The following is a 15,158-nucleotide window of genomic DNA, read 5'->3' on the forward strand; positions in this document are numbered from 1 at the left end:
CATCAAGGGTAGGAGATGGACTCGACGAAGGACGGGTGGCCTGGATGGCACGCGGCCTCCACGTCGGCACCGACGATGGTGCCGCGCAGGATGCGGCTCGGCTGGCCCGGCCGCTTCACCGTGAGGGTGTAGGGCAGCGGGCTGTCGTCGCCATGCGTCGTCTCGAAGCTCGTGGTCTTCAGACAGACGTCATAGATGCCTCGCGCAGGCGCGGCCTCCTCCCCGCCCGGCGCCCGTGCCTGCTCGCCGGTGATGCCAGCCTCGTAGCTGACGAGCTCGCCGGAGGGCGTCCGGATGATGAGCTGGGTGTCCAGCGCCTGCTCCCACGTCGCGGTGAGCTGGAACGGCGTCACGCTGGTTCCGCAGACCCCGGACGTGCAGGTCCTCCCGCTGGCGCAGGTGTTGCCGCAGCAGCCGCAGTTCGCCTCGTCCGTGTTCGCGTCCACGCACCGCCCCGAGCATTTGACCTGCGGCGCCGGGCAGCTGCCGGGCACGCAGTCAAAGCCGCCGGTCTGATTCACGCACCGCTGGCCCGGGGTGCAGGTGTGCGTCCCGAGCGTGCACTCGTTGATGTCATTGCACGTGCGCCCGTTGCCCGAGTAACCCGCCTTGCACGTGCAGTTGTAGCTGCCCTGCGTGTTGCTGCAGGTGGCGTTGGCGGAGCACTGCGAGGTGCCGTTGGTGCACTCGTTGATGTCGTTGCACGTCCTGCCGTTGCCCGTGTAGCCGCCCTTGCACGCGCAGGTGTAGCTGCCTTGCGTGTTGGAGCAGGTGGCGTTGACGGAGCACTGCGAGGTGCCGTTGGTGCACTCGTTGACGTCCGTGCACGTCCTGCCATCGCCCGTGTACCCGCCCTTGCACGCGCAGGTATAGCTGCCCGGCGTGTTGCTGCACGTGGCGTTGGTGGAGCACTGCGAGGTGCCGTTGGTGCACTCGTTGACGTCCGTACACGTCCTGCCGTTGCCCGTGTACCCGCCCTTGCACGCGCAGGTGTAGCTGCCTGGCGTGTTGGTGCAGGTGGCGTTGGCGGAGCACTGCGAGGTGCCGTTGGTGCACTCGTTGATGTCGTTGCACGTCCTGCCGTTGCCCGTGTAGCCACCCTTGCACGTACAGGTGTAGCTGCCCGGCGTGTTGGTGCAGGTGGCGTTGGTGGAGCACTGAGAAGTGCCGTTGGTGCACTCATTGACGTCCGTGCAGACGCTGGGCTGGCCCGAACAGGCGTACCCCGGCTCCACCTGGCAGGTGGCGCTACAGCCGTCGCCCCCCGTGCGGGCGCCGTCGTCACAGCCCTCGCCCGTCACCACCCTGCCATCGCCGCACAGCGGTCCCGTCGCCTCCACCGCGTCCACCTGGTAGAGGGCGGCCAGCCCGCCCCGCAGCTTCACGAAGCGATAGGGCGTGGCATTCGTATAGGGGACCAGCGCCGTATAGGTGCCGAGCCCCAGCTCGATGAGCCGCACCTGTCCGGTGGTGATGACCGTCATGTCGGCGCGCAGGAACTCCACCTGCGCCACCACCGCCACCGTCAGGCCCCGGTAGTGGATGCGCAGCGGGCCAGTGCCTTCCTCGCCTTCGCCCATGTCCAGGTTGAGCGAGCCGCCCAGGGCCGCGAGGAAGCTCGCCACCGTCCCATTCGGCGCGCCTATTGCGTTGTTCGGGTTGAGGACGGCGACGACACCGCCCGGTGCCACCGCGTCCGCGTAAGGGTCTATCGCGAACTCGGACACCTTGTCCGTCGAGTCCTCTTCCTCCTGCTTCGCGGACTCGTCGTTGGCGGGGGCATCCCCCTCTGAATTGACACCACAGGCGCCGAGAACGGTGAACATCAACACCGTGCTCAGCGTGTGCCACAGCGTGGCCCTTCGATTGAACTCCATGTTTTGCTCCATTCCACTCAACAGACCGACAGCTCCCGAGGTCAGTCAGCCCTTCGGGAAACCGCCGGAATCCATGAAATGCATGGAGTTCAGTTCGCGCCTGGAGACCTTGCGCTTGTCTGGCGAAGCACGTGTGCCAATCGACAGGCGCCGCGTTGAGTATCGCGGCGGTGCGTCGAACGCGACATCAGGGGGGACCTGCAAGGCACGCGCGGGTGCCTGGGCTGCGGGGTGCGTTGCGGGCGAGCTTCCGCTACGGCTTCTTGCGCCAGGCCTTGAGCTCCGCCTTCTTCTTCGCGCCCACTTCATCCAGCCTGTCCTGCCAGCGCTTGCGGTAGGGCCGCAGGGCGGCGGCCACGGTGCGCGCGACGACGAGGTTGCGGTACCACTTGGAGTCGGCGGGGACGATGGTCCACGGGGCGTTCTTGGTCGACGTGCGCGCGAACACGTCCTGGTAGGCCTGGGTGTAGTCCGCCCAGTGCCGGCGGTCCTCCCAGTCCCCGGCGCTGATCTTCCAGGCCTTGCGCGGCTCCTTCTCGCGGTCCAGCAGGCGCTGCTCCTGTTCCTTCTTGCTGATGTGGAGGAAGAACTTCAGGACGATGGTGCCGTTCTCGGAGAGCATCTCCTCGAAGTCGCGGATGTGCTCGTAGCGCTTCGTCCAGAGAGATTTGGGCGCCAGGTCATGGACGCGCACGGCGAGCACATCCTCGTAGTGGGAGCGGTTGAAGATGGAGAACTCGCCCTGGCGGGGTGTATGGCGGTGGATGCGCCAGAGGAAGTCGTGCTCGCGCTCCTCGGTGCTGGGGACGGCGAAGGAGGCGACGCTGACGCCTCGGGGATTGAGGCTGCCCACCACGTGTTTGATGGTGCCGTCCTTGCCCGCCGTGTCGCGGCCCTGGAGGACGATGAGCACGGAGTTCAGGCGCGCGCCCCATTGCAGGTCCTGGAGGTCGAACAGCTCCTCGCCGAGCGCGTCGAACTCCGCCTTGGCATCGGCCTTGAGGGCCTTCTTCGGCGGAGTCGTGTCGATGCTCTCCAACCGCACCCTGGCTCCCTGTCTCGCGCTGGTGATGAGTTGCATGGCTTCCTTTCCATCCGTCCCGGGGGACTCGCGTGGGGGGCTGGCGTCGTCGCCCCAGCCGTCCCCTGGTATCGCCCGGAACGGGCTGGGGCTGAACCCTTCATGCCTCCGTCATGAAGACTCCGTGAAGATGTGAGCACAGTGGGCCGCGCACCTCGGAGGGGCCGCGGCGAGCCTGCTCCGTGCCTCCTCCGCGAGCCGCGTCTTCGCCGAGGCCGTGCCGGGGGAGGGGTGATTTACATTTCGAGGGGGCTGAATTATGGGGGCCCATGACGCCACTGCTCCCCGACCCCGATGGCGAGCTGGATGCTCGCAACCCGCTGGTCATCACCGTGGATGACCTGCTCACCGACGACGAGTGCCGGGCGCTGGTGGAGCGAATCGAGGAGGCGGGCCCGACGGCGGCGCCCATCACCACGTCCTCGGGCTTCGTGATGCGTCCCGACATCCGCAACAACACCCGCGTGATGTTCGACGACTACGAGCTGGCGGACCTGTTGTTCCAGCGCATCTCGCCGCACGTCCCGCGCCGGCTGGAGCGTCAGTGGGAGCTCTCTGGCACGAACGAGCGGCTTCGGTGCTACCGCTACGATGCGGGGCAGTACTTCGCCCCGCACTTCGACGGGGCCTTCGTTCGCGACCGTGACGAGCGAAGCCTGCTCACCTTCATGGTGTACCTGAACGACTGCACCCACGGTGGCGCGACGAACTTCCTCTCGCTCGACCGCTCCGTGACGCCGCGTACGGGCACCGCGCTGCTCTTCAACCACCACCTGCTTCACGAAGGGGCGGAGGTCACCGCGGGCCGCAAGTACGCGCTGCGGACGGACCTGATGTACCGGCGCATCCGCTCGTGAGCCGGCGCTGACCCGCGGTGCCTGGCCCTCCGCGCGAGGTGCCACGGGCTCCGGAGCAAGAGGTCCCCGGAGCCCGTTCCTTCAGGGCTCAGTGAATCTCGATTTTACAGGTGGCGCTGCAGCCGTCGTTGTTCTGGCCGTTGCCGTCGTCGCACTCCTCGCCGGAGGTGAATTGAACGACGTGGTCTCCGCAGCGAGGCCCCAGTACGCAGCCCGGCGCGCATTCGCCGTAGCCCCCATTGTTCGTGCCGTCGTCGCACTGCTCCCCTTCATCGACGATGAAGTTGCCGCAGAGCGCGCTGCACTCGGTGTGCCGGGTGGTGAAGTCGTGGAGGGTGAGTCGGTACGAGGACGCGGTGGTGTGGCGCTCCGCCTGGAACACCGCGACCTCGTAGATACCGCCTGGCGTGAGCCCGAGCCGCGTGGCCTGGTTCGACAGGCTGACGTTGCCACTCATCGCGCCGTGTACCCCGCCCATGTCGAGGGCGAGGATGCGATTGATGAACACCCAGACATCGTCATCGCCTCGGAAATCGAGGACCTCGGTGCCCTTGTATTCGAACCAATAGCGCGTCTCGCTGGTGAAGCTGAAGTTGCGCGGCCGGGCGGGGTTGCCGTTGTCGCCGCGCAAGGGCTCCTGCCCGGAGGCGACCCAGCCCAGGTTGTCCAGTGGGAAGAAGCTCTGATTGTCGAAGATGTACGAGCCATTCGGCTGCCGGTGGAGGATGAGCGTCCCGACCTCGGGCTTGTTGACGAACGCCGTGTCGCGGAACCACTGGGCGAAAGCCGCGGCTCCGTGCGTCGTGAGGGAGGACTGGCCCTCCTTCGCGTACGCGGGCTTGCCGTTCGCATCCAGGGTGTTCTTCACGATGCCGGTCTCCGCGCCGTTCTTGTTCTCGAAGTCGATGTGTCCCCTCGGCAGGGAACTGGAGGCCGGCAGGTCGTAGCCCCGGAAGTCGCGGTAGACGATGGGGAGGGCCACCTGGGCGGGAGGTGACTCGATGGTGATGACGCATTGGAAGCCGGGTTCGAGCTCACACGACGACGAGCAGCCATCATGGGCGCGCGTGTTGCCGTCGTCGCATTCCTCGGTCGTGTCGTTCGGCAGCAGCACTCCGTCGCCGCAAACGGACTCACAGACGCCGTTGGTGCAGAGAGGCTCCCTCATGCAGAGCGGGGAGCAACCGTCGCCGGTGTCGTTGTTTCCATCGTCGCACTGCTCGGTCCCTTCGGTCACCTGGTCGCCGCAGGTGGTGCGGCTGCACGGCTGGCCGACAATGGGGCACTTGTAACCGGACTCCAGACGGCACGAGCCGTTACAGCCGTCCGCGGAGGTGGTGTTGCCGTCCTCGCACTCCTCTTGTCCGGCGAGGATGCCGTCGCCGCACGCCGCCGCGCCGCAGGCCCCGCCGTTCGCCGGGCAGCTCCAGCCGGTCTCCACGGCACAGCTCGTGTCGCAGCCGTCGTTGCTCGTCGTGTTGCCGTCGTCGCAGACTTCCTGGCCATCCACCTGGCCGTCGCCACACACGGGAAGCAGGACACAGGGCTGGCCTGCCTGCTCGCACACCCAGCCAGGTTCGACCTCGGCGCAGCTCGCGGAGCAGCCGTCGCCGCTCACCGTGTTGCCGTCGTCACAGGCCTCCGAGAGCTGGCGGTGGCCATCGCCGCAGGTGCTCATTCCGGCGTCGGGTTCAGGGGCAGGTCCCCCGTCAAGGGGCCCCGCGTCCGGCTCCGGTGCCGGTCCCCCATCAAGCGGCCCCGCGTCCGGCTCTGGTGCCGGTCCCCCGTCGAGCGGCCCCGCATCCGGCTCCGGTGTCGGTCCCGCGTCGGTCTCCGGGACTGGTCCGGCGTCGGTCTGCGGTGTCGGTCCGGCGTCGGTCCCTGGGGTCGGTCCCGCGTCGGTCTCCGGGGTCGGTCCCGCGTCTTGCTCTGGCTGGGGGCCCGGCCCTCCGTCGGTACCCGTGTGGGTGCCTGAGTCCTCCTCGTTGCCGGGCGTGCCGGAGTCCTCTCCGCCGTCGGGCGGGCCCGCGTCGCCACCGCTGTCTGGGATGGACGCATCGGGGGGCCGGGTACCGGCATCCGTGTTGGGAGAGTCATCTCCGCCGCACGCGGACAAGACAAGGAACAGGGTGGCGAGCAATGCGCTCAGCGACCGCGAATGAACACGAGGAATCTGCATAGGGATGAGAGAAGGAAGTGAGGGTTGAGGCGGAACTTGGAGGGTGACTGACTCCAGATGTTGTCGATCGGCGATGGCCCGCCTGGGCGCAGCATGATGCCCGGAACCGCTGACATCATTGGGTGTTGTCCCCTGCGCTTCGGACGTTCAGGAATGCTTGAGATTTGTACCATGGTGACAGGTGCCACCCCATCGACAGACCATGGGCCGCCCGCCCCCGGGTGTAGCCCCGGACCCACGGAGGGAGATATCCGCTAGGGTCGCAGACCCCCGTGATTGGAGTCCCCATGCGACCCTCCTCCCTGGTCCTGCTCCTGCTGCCCCTGACTGGCGCCGCCGCCGTGAAGAACGTCTCCACCGTGGCGGAGCTGCAAGCCGCACTCGCATCGGCGAAGGCCGGTGACGACATCGTGCTCGCGGACGGCACCTACACCGTGAACGCGAACCTGGACTGCAAGGCGGAGGGCACCGAGGCCCAGCCCATCACCGTGCGCGCCGCGAATCGCCATGCGGCCCTCATCCGCTTCAACGCCGTGGAGGGCTTCAAGGTGTCGGGTCGCTCCTGGGTCTTCGACGGGCTCACCATCGAGGGCATCTGCGCGCGAGACCCAGACTGCGAACACGCCTTCCACGTCACCGGCCACGCGGAGGGCTTCGTGTTGCGCCACAGCCGGGTGCGCGACTTCAACGCGCAGCTCAAGGCCAACGCGACGAAGAACACCGAGGGTGTCTTCGAGATGCCCCACCGAGGGCTCATCGAGCACAACGACATCTACGACACGCGCCCGCGCGCGACGTCGACTCCCGTCACCAAGCTCAACATCGACACGGGCGACGACTGGGTGGTCCGCGACAACGAGCTGCACGACTTCTCCAAGCAGGGCGGCATCTCCTACGGCGCCTTCATGAAGAGCGGTGGCAAGCGCGGCCTCTTCGAGCGCAACCGCGTCGTCTGCGCCAGGGACCTGCCGGCCTCGGACACCCGGATTGGCCTGTCCTTCGGCGGCGGCGGAACGGGGGCCGCGTTCTGTGCGCCGGCCTTCGATGCGAACGTGCCGTGTGACCCCGAGCACTCGGATGGCATCCTGCGAAACAACATCGTCGCGAACTGCTCGGATGTCGCCGTCTACCTGAACCGGGCCACGCGCACGAAGGTGCTGTTCAACACCTTCATCGGCACGACGGGCGTGGACTTCCGCTTCGCGTCCTCCACCGGCGAGGCCCACGGCAACGTGTTGTCGTCCGTCATCCGGGGCCGCGACACCGGCAGCTTCACGGCGGGCACGAACTTGATGAACGTGGCCACCGCCACCTGGACGTCCTGGTATGCCGCGCCCCTCCAGGGCGACTTGACGCTCAAGGGCTCCGTGTCCCAGCTCGTCGGCGCCGCCGCCCCCAATGCCCTCGTCAGCGAGGACTTCTGCCGGCGTCCTCGGCCCTCCACCGGGGCGCACACGCTGGGCGCGCTGGAGCATTCGCTGGGCAACTGCGAGCCGGGCACGGGTGAGCCCGACGCAGGTTCCGGAACGCCCGACGCGGGCTCGGGCCAGCCGGACTCGGGGAGCGGCAACGCGGACGCGGGGCCTTCGGATGCGGGCTCTTCGGACGCGGGTCCGGGGCCGGACAAGGACGCGCCTGGGGACGACGGTGGATGCAGCGCCAGTCCGGGCCTGTGGCCCCTGCTCCTCGCGCTGCTGGTGCCGCTGAGCCTGCGCCGCCGCTTCCGCCGCGAGTGAACGCGGTGGGCCCCTGGCTTTTCCGTCAGGGGCCCGCGCGACGCGGGGACATGCTCACCACGCGGTGTGGCGGTAGTCCTTGAAGAAGTTGCCCCACGAGAACTGGCCGGTGTTCTCCGAGAAGATGACCGGGTCCACGATGCGGGCCGCGCCGTCGATGATGTCCAGGGGAGGCTGGAAGTCGAGGTCCACCACCTTGCGCTCCGAGAACAACACCGGGTCCTCGTCGGTGACCCAGCCCGTGTCCACCGCGTTCATGTAGATGCGGTCCTTGGCGTAGTCCGCCGCGGACGTCAGCGTCATCATGTTCAGCGCGGCCTTCGCCATGTTGGTGTGGGGGTGCCGGTCCGTCTTCGTCCCGCGCGAGAAGCTGCCCTCCATCGCCGACACGTTGACGATGTGGCCCGCCGAGGAGCGGTCGCGCATCATCAGCGGCTTGAGCTTGCCGCAGAGGATGAAGGGCGCCACCGCGTTGATCAGGTGGACCTCCAGCATCTCCGCCGTCGGCACGTCCGCCAGCTTCATCCGCCACGAGTTCATGTTGCGTAGGTCCACCTGCTGCTCGTCCGCGTCCAGCCGGCCCTGGGGGAAGAGGGCGCGCGTGTCCCCCTCCTGCTCCATCGCGTAGGGCAGGAGCGACAGCGCGGCGGACGAGTGGATGCCCAGCGCCGGGTCGCTGCTGCGCCAGGTCGTCGTGAGCGAGGAGGCGTCCACCGTGCCGCCGGTGCCGAGCATGGGCGTCACGGTCTCGATGCAGGCCCGGTGGCCCGCGAGCAGCGGACGCGCGGCCTCCGGCAGTTGTTCCAGGCGGAGCTGCTCGCCCTCGAGCAGGTGCGCGTAGAAGCCCGGAGGACGGCGGACCGTCTGCGCCGCGTTGTTGATGATGATGTCCAGCCGCTGGTGCGTCTGCTCCACGTACGTGGCGAACAGCTCCACGCTGGGCGCGTGCCGCAAGTCCAGCCCGTGGATGTGCAGCCGGTGGGACCAGTCCGCGAAGTCAGGCTCCAGCACGTAGCGCCGCGCCGCGTCCTGGGGGAAGCGCGTGGTGGCGATGACGGTGGCGCCCGAGCGCAGCAGCATCAGCGAGGCCTGGAAGCCAATCTTCACGCGCGCGCCGGTGATGAGCGCGACCTTGCCGTCCAGGGAGGCGCGCTGGGTCCGCTTGGCGTAGTTGAAGTGCGCGCACTCCAGGCACATGGAGTCGTAGAAGAAGTGCAGCTGACGGAACTCCGCCTTGCACACGTAGCACTTGCGCGGCGTCTCCAGCAGCTGCCCCGGGTTCTCCTCGGGCGGGGGCGGCAGCATGGGCACGTTGAAGACGGGCGCCCGGCGCATCAGCCGGATGCGGGTGGACGCCCGGACCTCGCGGTCCTTGGTCTCCTTCTCCTGCCGGCGCTCCCGCCGCAGGGCCTTCTCCAGCCGCGTCTTCGCCCCACGGTCCGGGTGCACGAGGCGGCCAGCGGCGACCAGGAGGGCGAGCTTGTCCTCCTCGGGGAGCCGAGTGAGCAGGATGCGGTCCTCCGCCGCGGCCTCCAGGAGGCGGGTGCATCGACGGACGTCCTCCAACGAGAGCGAGGAGGGCGACGTGAGGTCGGTATCAGCGGGGAGTGCGGGCGACGAGGTCTCTGCGTCCTTCATTCCCGCGGTGAATATCCCGGAGGCGCCCGCGAAGAAAGGCCGGCGGTGGCGGAGGGCTCGGTAGGAGGGGAGGCGGCCGTGCTGTCCGGGGGAGGAGGGCCCCCGCCCTGGGACGGCCCGCCCGCGACCCAACGTCGGTCAGTGCCAGTTGACCCTGCCGCTGCCATTCACGCGGATGGAGCGCACGGAGGCGTCGCCCCACAGGTCCACGTCGCCCGACGCGTCCAGCGAGACATTCACGGTGCCGCCCTCGACGGTGGCGCTCGCATCGCCGGAGCCCTCGGAGACCAGGTCCAGGTCCACCGCGCGCAGCTCGCGGGCCTCCAGGTCGCCACTGCCTTCCATCCGCACGCTCAGCCGCGAGCTGGTGCCCTTCAGTTTCACCCGGCCGGAGCCCTCGCTGGCGACATGCACGTCGCTCGCGGCGCCCGTCCAGCTCAGCTCGCCGGAACCGGACAGGGAGAAGTCCGCCCGCTCCACGAGCACCGAGTCCGGCATGCACATCACCACCCGGCCGGAGCCCTCCACCTTCGCCTCCACCGTGCGGGCTCCGCCGCAGTAGCGCAGGCCGCCCGAGCCCGTCGATTCCAACCGCACGTGCTCCTCGGTCTGGCCGATGAAGCCCTCCACCGTCATCGAGCCGGAGCCTTCCAGCGTCGCGCCCACCAGCCGAGGCACCGTGATTTCCACCCGTGCGGTGCCCTTGGGGTGAAGGTTGCCGTCCGTCACGATGAAGAGGGACGCATCCGGACCCTTGAAGGTGCGCACGTTGTCCTGGAGGTTCGAGTCCAGCGTCACCGTGAGCGTGGCTGTCTCCCCTTCGCGCACCACCACGTCCAGGTTCCCTTCATGGGTCACCGACTGGAACGCCTCCACCTGGCGCTCCTCCGTGACGGTGTCTCCGTTGCCGTGTACGTCGAAGTCACTGCAGCCCGCGAGCCACCACGCCGTGAGTACACCCGCCGCCACGCGCTTCCACATGTCCTGCCTCCAGTGAAGGGGGCGCGCAGTCCAGGCGCGCTGTCCCTGGAACACCGGGGGCTCCGGAAACTGTCACTCGACCCGGACCTCGGGTGAGGGCAGTCGTGCCGAGGCCACCGCCAGGCACAGCGCCGCCACGACGAAGTAGTAGTAATTGCAGAACGCTTGTTTGTTGAAGGCGAAGAAGGTGGCGTAGGTGAGGGCCGTGGCGGCGGCGAAGCCCGACGGCGACCGGGGCGCGCGCCACAGACTCAGGCCCAGCACCAGGGCCACCGCGACGAACGGTATCCAGATGGGCGGAGGCGCATGGCCCCGGGCCACCCACGCGGCCAGGTAGCTCAGCGACTCCGTGCGAAACGGCTGGTGGATGTGCAGCGCCACCACGCTGTGGAAGAACGCCTTCACGTCCGGAAGCGCGAACGGAAGGCTCACGGCCAGCGCGGTGGCTCCCGCGCGCCAGAGCAGGTCCCAGAGCCGCCGGGGCTCGGGAACCAGCAGGAAGGCCAGCGGCACGAGGAACACCGTGTGCTGCTTCACGGCGAGCGTCAGCCCGAAGACGTAGGGGAGGGCCCGAGGAAAGCGGAAGGCACAGAAGACGCTCGCCGACAGCAGCATCACCAGGAACGGCTCCGTCCAGGACTGCTCCAGCACGAAGAAGCCGCGCGGCGTGAGCAGGTAGAGCGCGGCGGCTCCCGCGCCCAGTCGCCCGCCACGCGCATACGCCATCAAGCCCGCCGCCACCGCCGTGGCCACCAGCTGCGCGTAGCGCGGGTCGCCCGCGAGCACGCGGCCGAGCGTGGCGAACACCAGACTCAAGGGGGGATAGGGAAAGCCGAACAGCAGACGCCCGTCCCTCGCCAGTCCTTCCCCGTACCAGAGCGTGTGCCCGTAGATGTTGGGGAAGGTCATCGCGAACGGATTGCCGCCGCGCAGCAGCTCGTCCGCGCCCTGGAGCTGGAACACGAAGACGTCGATGCTCGGCGACGGGGCATGCCGGAGAATCCATCCCCCGAGCAGCAGATACACCCCGAGCAGCACGGGCACGCCCACCTGCCGCAGTCGCTCCGGCCCCGCCAGGAGCGCTCCCGACACGAGCGCCGCGGTGGCCAGGTGCGCATGGAAGGGCGCGAAGGGCCAGGGGCCGTTCAGCCGCAGCGCGGATGAGGGGTAGTCCGAGAGCAGCGCCTGGAGCTGCCACAACAACGCCACTCCCAGGAGCAACGCGAGCACCGGTTCAGCCCACCGCCAGGGACGACGAAAGCCCGGGCCGACCACGGCCAGCAGGCTCAGGCCCAGGCACCTGGTGAGGCCTTGCAGGGAGTCCTCGCGGAGCGTGCCATTGGTGAGCTGGAGCGTCAGGGCGAGCACCGAGGCCGCCGCCAGGCAGAAGACGGGGAGCCGCCAGGGGTCAGCGAGGGGTGGCTGGGGGAGCGACGGCGTGGACTCCATTGCGCGCGTTATACCCGCTCTCGCGCGAGGGAGGGGCTGTCAGCCGCAGCGCGGCAGGTGGATGCTGAAGGTCGTTCCGCCCGCCAGGGTAGAGGTCACCTCGATGCGGCCTCCGTGCGCCCGGGCAATCTGGTCCACGATGAAGAGGCCCAGGCCGACGCTGCGCCGCTCCACTCCGGCCTCCGTTCCACGTCGCATGGGCTCGAAGAGGGTGGGAATCACGTCCATGGGAATGGGCGGTCCGGCGTTGGTCACCCGAAGCACCAGCTCCAGGGGGCTGCCCTCGCTCAGCACCTGGATGCGGGCGCCCGGCGGGCTGTACTGCACGGCATTGGAGAGCAGGTTGTGAATCACCTGGGCGATGCGGTCCGAGTCCAGGGCGCCCTGCCCATCGCCGCTCGTCTCGACCTCCAGTTGCCGCTCCGGCATGACGGCCCGCACCTCGTCCACCGCCTGCTGGGTCAGCTCATGTAGGTCCATGACCTGGCGCTTGACGGGCATCACCTGACCCATTCGCGCCTGGGTGAAGTCGAGCAGGTCCAGGATGAGTCGCTGTGCGCGGTCCGCCGAGTCCACGATGCGGCGGATGGCCTTGCGCGCCCGCTCGTCCAGGTCCGTGCGTCGCACCAGCGTGGACGCGGAGAGGAGGATGGCGTTGAGCGGATTGCGGAGGTCATGGCTGACGATGCCAATCAGTTGCTCGCGCAGGACGGCTGCTTCCTTCGCGCTGAAGAGCTGCGCGTCCCTGCGCTCCAACTCGTCCTGGTTCTCGAGCTGATGGCCGATGAGCTCCCCGAGGTGACGGAAGACCTCGAGCTTGTCTTCGGTGAGCAGGGCCGGGTTGGCGTCCAGCGCGCACATGACGCCGAAGAAGGAGCCGTCCCTGCGGTACACGGGCACGGCGATGTAACTCTCCACGCCGTAGAGCTTGGGCGCGGGGTGGTTGGCGAAGCGGGGGTCCTCGCTCGCGTGATTGACGAGCAGTGGTGTCGCCGACACGCGGACCGAGTTGCAGAAGGTCGTCGTGATGGCCAGCGTGTCGCCCGGATTGAGGCCGAAGTTCATCTCGTCCAGCACGGCGCAACACCGCCACTCCTGGGCGGTGACGCGGGCGACGACGGCCAGCCGCAGCCCCGTGGTCTGCAAGAGCACCCGCAGCACCGTCTTCACGGCGTCGATGCGCGCGATGGCCTGGACGTCCGCGGTGAAGCCGACGGGAAGGGCCGCGGAGTCGACCGGCGGCGGGCGGGCAGGTGCGCTTTCAAAGGCGGCCATGGGAGCTGGAACAGTGGCCTGGTCGCTCATCATTTCACCCCTTGATGCCCTTCTGATGGCCTCGGGGCCCCGAGCGCTCGCGTGCGGGCCACGCGGCGCTTGCCGGGGTGCTGGCGCGGCGGAGGGGCTTGCGGGCGAAGTGTGGAGTTCCGTGCCCTGGGGGCGGATTTGGCGCGGGGTGAGGCAACCCCGGAGGCCCGCCCAGGGAGCGAGCGAGTAGAATCCCGCGCTGTCGGCACGGAGCCAGGGGGGGCAGATGGCACGAGTGCGAACACCTCCAGGGGGCGGCCATGCGTGAGTCCCCGTCGACGTCGGAGCTGCTGCGCCAACTGGCCGGGACGACGAGCGAGGGCACTGGTGAAGGTGTCGCGCGGCTGCGTGCGCGGGCGGACCTGGTCGACGCGGCTCGGGAGGCCCTCGCGGGGGGACAGGAGCGGGAGAAGGTCCTGGCGCTGCTCGCGATGCAGGGACTGGACGCGCGCGGAGCGCAAGACCTCCTGCTCTCGGCGATGGGCGATTCCTCCGCGCGCGTCCGGGCGATGGCGGCGCGGGGACTGGCCCTGGCGCCACGACAGGTGGCCTGGAGTCACCTGGTCACCGCGCTGGCGGATGCGGACAGCGCGGTGCAACGACAGGCCATGGAGGCACTGGCGCGACTCGACGTCTCCGAAACGGGAGCGCTGCTGGGCGCGCGCTTCGGTTCCGCGACGGAGTCGGAGCGGCTGAACATGCTCGATGTCGCCAGAGAACAGGAGGCACACACCTGGCTGGCCCTGGCGCGGCAGGGGCTCGTGGACGCGGCGCCCTCCGTCCGGGCCGCTGCGGTCGCGGCGATGGCCACGGTGGAGGACCCTTCCTCGGACCGCGTGCTCGTGGAGGCGCTCCAGGACGTGGATGAGCAGGTGCGCCTGTCGGCCGTCGAGGCCCTCACCCCGCGCGCCTCCCTTCCCACCACGCCGCTGCTGCCGCTGCTCGCGGATGTCTCGCCCACGGTGCGGATGCGGACGGTCCACGCGCTGCTCCGCCGGGGAACCTCGGAGGGCTGCGAGCAGCTGGTGCGCCTGCTGGATGATCCGCTTCCCCCGCTGCGCGAATTGGCCATTCTCGCGCTCGGCCAGCTCGGCTGCGGCGCGGCGACCTCCCGGCTGGTCGACGAAGCCCGCCGCGCCTCCGACGCGGAGGAGCGCGCCGCGCTCGTCACCGCGCTCGGGCGTCTGGGCGGAGGCGAGGTGGAGCCGGTCATCCAGGAGGCGCTCGGGGACACGTCCGCGCCCGTGCGTGAGGCGGCGGTGGTGGCGTGGCCTCGCGTCGTCGGACTGGCGCGGGCGCTCGCCCCGCTGCGGGGACTGTTGCGTGCCGACCCGGACTGGCAGGTGCGTTCCCAGGCCGTGCTCGCGCTCACGGGCGCGGCCCCCGAGGCGGACGAGGACCTGTCCCTGGCCCTCACCCGCGACGTGGACCCGAGGGTCCGCACGGCCGCGGCACGGGTGCTCGCGGACAGGGCGGGAGAGGTCGCGGAGCGGGCCCTGGTGAAGGCGCTCTCGGACCCGGAGCCCGAGGTCCGGTTGAAGGCGGCGCGCTCGCTGGGGCGACGGCTGGCGGTGGAGGCCCATCCCGTGTTGTCCGCGCTGGAGGGCTCGGAGCCGCGCCGCGATGTCCGGGCGGAGGTCCGACTGGCGCTCTCACGTCTGGAGCGGGCGCGCACGGGTGGCGATGAAGAGTCACCTCCGGAGCGCGAGCTGTATGACCCGGCGGGGCAGGGGGTGGCCTTCGCCACGTGGCTGAGAGACCCTGACTGGTACCCCGTCTCGGACCGCCTGGTGTTCTACCGGGAAGGGGCGCTGGAGAGCATCGACCTGGATGAGCACGTCCAGGTCCATGACTACTCCGTCGATGTCGGCCACCTGCGCCTGCGACGCGAAGGGGCGCCAGACCTATTGACCGCGTTCCAGGTGGAGCGCACGACCTGGCCGACTCCGGAGCAAGGCGACCAGCCCTGCTACCGGCTGGAGCTGCACACCGACGTGCTCACCGGCACCGGCCAACCCCGGGTCTTCTATTGCTTCGACGTCCGCTAGAGTCACC

At 69.2% G+C, this 15,158-nt stretch carries 10 protein-coding genes; 3 read left to right on the forward strand and 7 right to left on the reverse strand.

What is annotated here, in order from left to right; genetic code table 11:
• Window positions 1-2: 2 nt before the first annotated feature.
• Complete coding sequence (locus tag HUA78_RS41685) at window positions 3-1,877, reverse strand: EGF domain-containing protein (protein ID WP_174463320.1); 1,875 nt, start codon at window positions 1,875-1,877, stop codon at window positions 3-5.
• A gap of 253 nt (window positions 1,878-2,130) precedes the next feature.
• Window positions 2,131-2,958, reverse strand: coding sequence for a PPK2 family polyphosphate kinase (locus tag HUA78_RS41690; protein WP_141646447.1), 828 nt, complete (start codon window positions 2,956-2,958; stop codon window positions 2,131-2,133).
• A gap of 269 nt (window positions 2,959-3,227) precedes the next feature.
• Between HUA78_RS41690 and HUA78_RS41695 the strand changes: the two genes are divergently transcribed.
• Window positions 3,228-3,815 carry a 2OG-Fe(II) oxygenase gene (locus HUA78_RS41695; RefSeq protein ID WP_141646446.1) on the forward strand — a complete coding sequence of 196 codons (588 nt, stop codon included), beginning with the start codon at window positions 3,228-3,230 and terminating at the stop codon, window positions 3,813-3,815.
• A gap of 88 nt (window positions 3,816-3,903) precedes the next feature.
• On the opposite strand, the gene HUA78_RS41700 is transcribed toward HUA78_RS41695, so the two are convergent.
• Complete coding sequence (locus HUA78_RS41700; RefSeq protein WP_254624196.1) at window positions 3,904-5,493, reverse strand: DUF4215 domain-containing protein; 1,590 nt, start codon at window positions 5,491-5,493, stop codon at window positions 3,904-3,906.
• A 788-nt stretch (window positions 5,494-6,281) separates the two neighbouring features.
• Here HUA78_RS41700 and HUA78_RS41705 point away from each other — a divergent pair.
• Window positions 6,282-7,730 carry a chondroitinase-B domain-containing protein gene (locus HUA78_RS41705; RefSeq protein WP_174463318.1) on the forward strand — a complete coding sequence of 483 codons (1,449 nt, stop codon included), beginning with the start codon at window positions 6,282-6,284 and terminating at the stop codon, window positions 7,728-7,730.
• 54 nt (window positions 7,731-7,784) lie between these two features.
• On the opposite strand, the gene HUA78_RS41710 is transcribed toward HUA78_RS41705, so the two are convergent.
• The 4 genes from HUA78_RS41710 to HUA78_RS41725 all read right to left on the reverse strand — a co-directional run bounded on the left by HUA78_RS41710 (window position 7,785) and on the right by HUA78_RS41725 (window position 13,073).
• Window positions 7,785-9,368 (reverse strand): SDR family NAD(P)-dependent oxidoreductase, encoded by a 1,584-nt coding sequence (locus HUA78_RS41710; protein ID WP_174463317.1) that lies wholly within the window; start codon window positions 9,366-9,368, stop codon window positions 7,785-7,787.
• Window positions 9,369-9,506: 138 nt separating this feature from the next.
• Complete coding sequence (locus tag HUA78_RS41715; RefSeq protein ID WP_174478748.1) at window positions 9,507-10,349, reverse strand: GIN domain-containing protein; 843 nt, start codon at window positions 10,347-10,349, stop codon at window positions 9,507-9,509.
• A 72-nt stretch (window positions 10,350-10,421) separates the two neighbouring features.
• On the reverse strand, window positions 10,422-11,798 hold the full coding sequence (locus tag HUA78_RS41720; RefSeq protein ID WP_174478749.1) for a hypothetical protein: 1,377 nt from the start codon (window positions 11,796-11,798) through the stop codon (window positions 10,422-10,424).
• A 39-nt stretch (window positions 11,799-11,837) separates the two neighbouring features.
• A complete protein-coding gene (locus HUA78_RS41725; RefSeq protein WP_174478750.1) occupies window positions 11,838-13,073 on the reverse strand; it encodes a GAF domain-containing sensor histidine kinase in 1,236 nt (411 codons plus the stop codon).
• Window positions 13,074-13,363: 290 nt separating this feature from the next.
• Here HUA78_RS41725 and HUA78_RS41730 point away from each other — a divergent pair, with 290 nt between their 5' ends.
• Window positions 13,364-15,151, forward strand: coding sequence for a HEAT repeat domain-containing protein (locus tag HUA78_RS41730; RefSeq protein WP_174478751.1), 1,788 nt, complete (start codon window positions 13,364-13,366; stop codon window positions 15,149-15,151).
• The last annotated feature ends 7 nt before the right edge of the window (window positions 15,152-15,158 follow it).

The sequence above is a fragment of the Myxococcus sp. CA033 genome (assembly GCF_013336625.1).
GTDB lineage: Bacteria > Myxococcota > Myxococcia > Myxococcales > Myxococcaceae > Myxococcus > Myxococcus llanfairpwllgwyngyllgogerychwyrndrobwllllantysiliogogogochensis.

What these genes read in the sequence shown, in the direction of transcription:
- HUA78_RS41685 (WP_174463320.1), bottom strand. Translation starts at nt 1,877, where the DNA reads ATGGAGTTCAATCGAAGGGCCACGCTGTGGCACACGCTGAGCACGGTG.
- HUA78_RS41690 (WP_141646447.1), bottom strand. Translation starts at nt 2,958, where the DNA reads ATGCAACTCATCACCAGCGCGAGACAGGGAGCCAGGGTGCGGTTGGAG.
- HUA78_RS41695 (WP_141646446.1), top strand. Translation starts at nt 3,228, where the DNA reads ATGACGCCACTGCTCCCCGACCCCGATGGCGAGCTGGATGCTCGCAAC.
- HUA78_RS41700 (WP_254624196.1), bottom strand. Translation starts at nt 5,493, where the DNA reads ATGAGCACCTGCGGCGATGGCCACCGCCAGCTCTCGGAGGCCTGTGAC.
- HUA78_RS41705 (WP_174463318.1), top strand. Translation starts at nt 6,282, where the DNA reads ATGCGACCCTCCTCCCTGGTCCTGCTCCTGCTGCCCCTGACTGGCGCC.
- HUA78_RS41710 (WP_174463317.1), bottom strand. Translation starts at nt 9,368, where the DNA reads ATGAAGGACGCAGAGACCTCGTCGCCCGCACTCCCCGCTGATACCGAC.
- HUA78_RS41715 (WP_174478748.1), bottom strand. Translation starts at nt 10,349, where the DNA reads ATGTGGAAGCGCGTGGCGGCGGGTGTACTCACGGCGTGGTGGCTCGCG.
- HUA78_RS41720 (WP_174478749.1), bottom strand. Translation starts at nt 11,798, where the DNA reads ATGGAGTCCACGCCGTCGCTCCCCCAGCCACCCCTCGCTGACCCCTGG.
- HUA78_RS41725 (WP_174478750.1), bottom strand. Translation starts at nt 13,073, where the DNA reads ATGGCCGCCTTTGAAAGCGCACCTGCCCGCCCGCCGCCGGTCGACTCC.
- HUA78_RS41730 (WP_174478751.1), top strand. Translation starts at nt 13,364, where the DNA reads ATGCGTGAGTCCCCGTCGACGTCGGAGCTGCTGCGCCAACTGGCCGGG.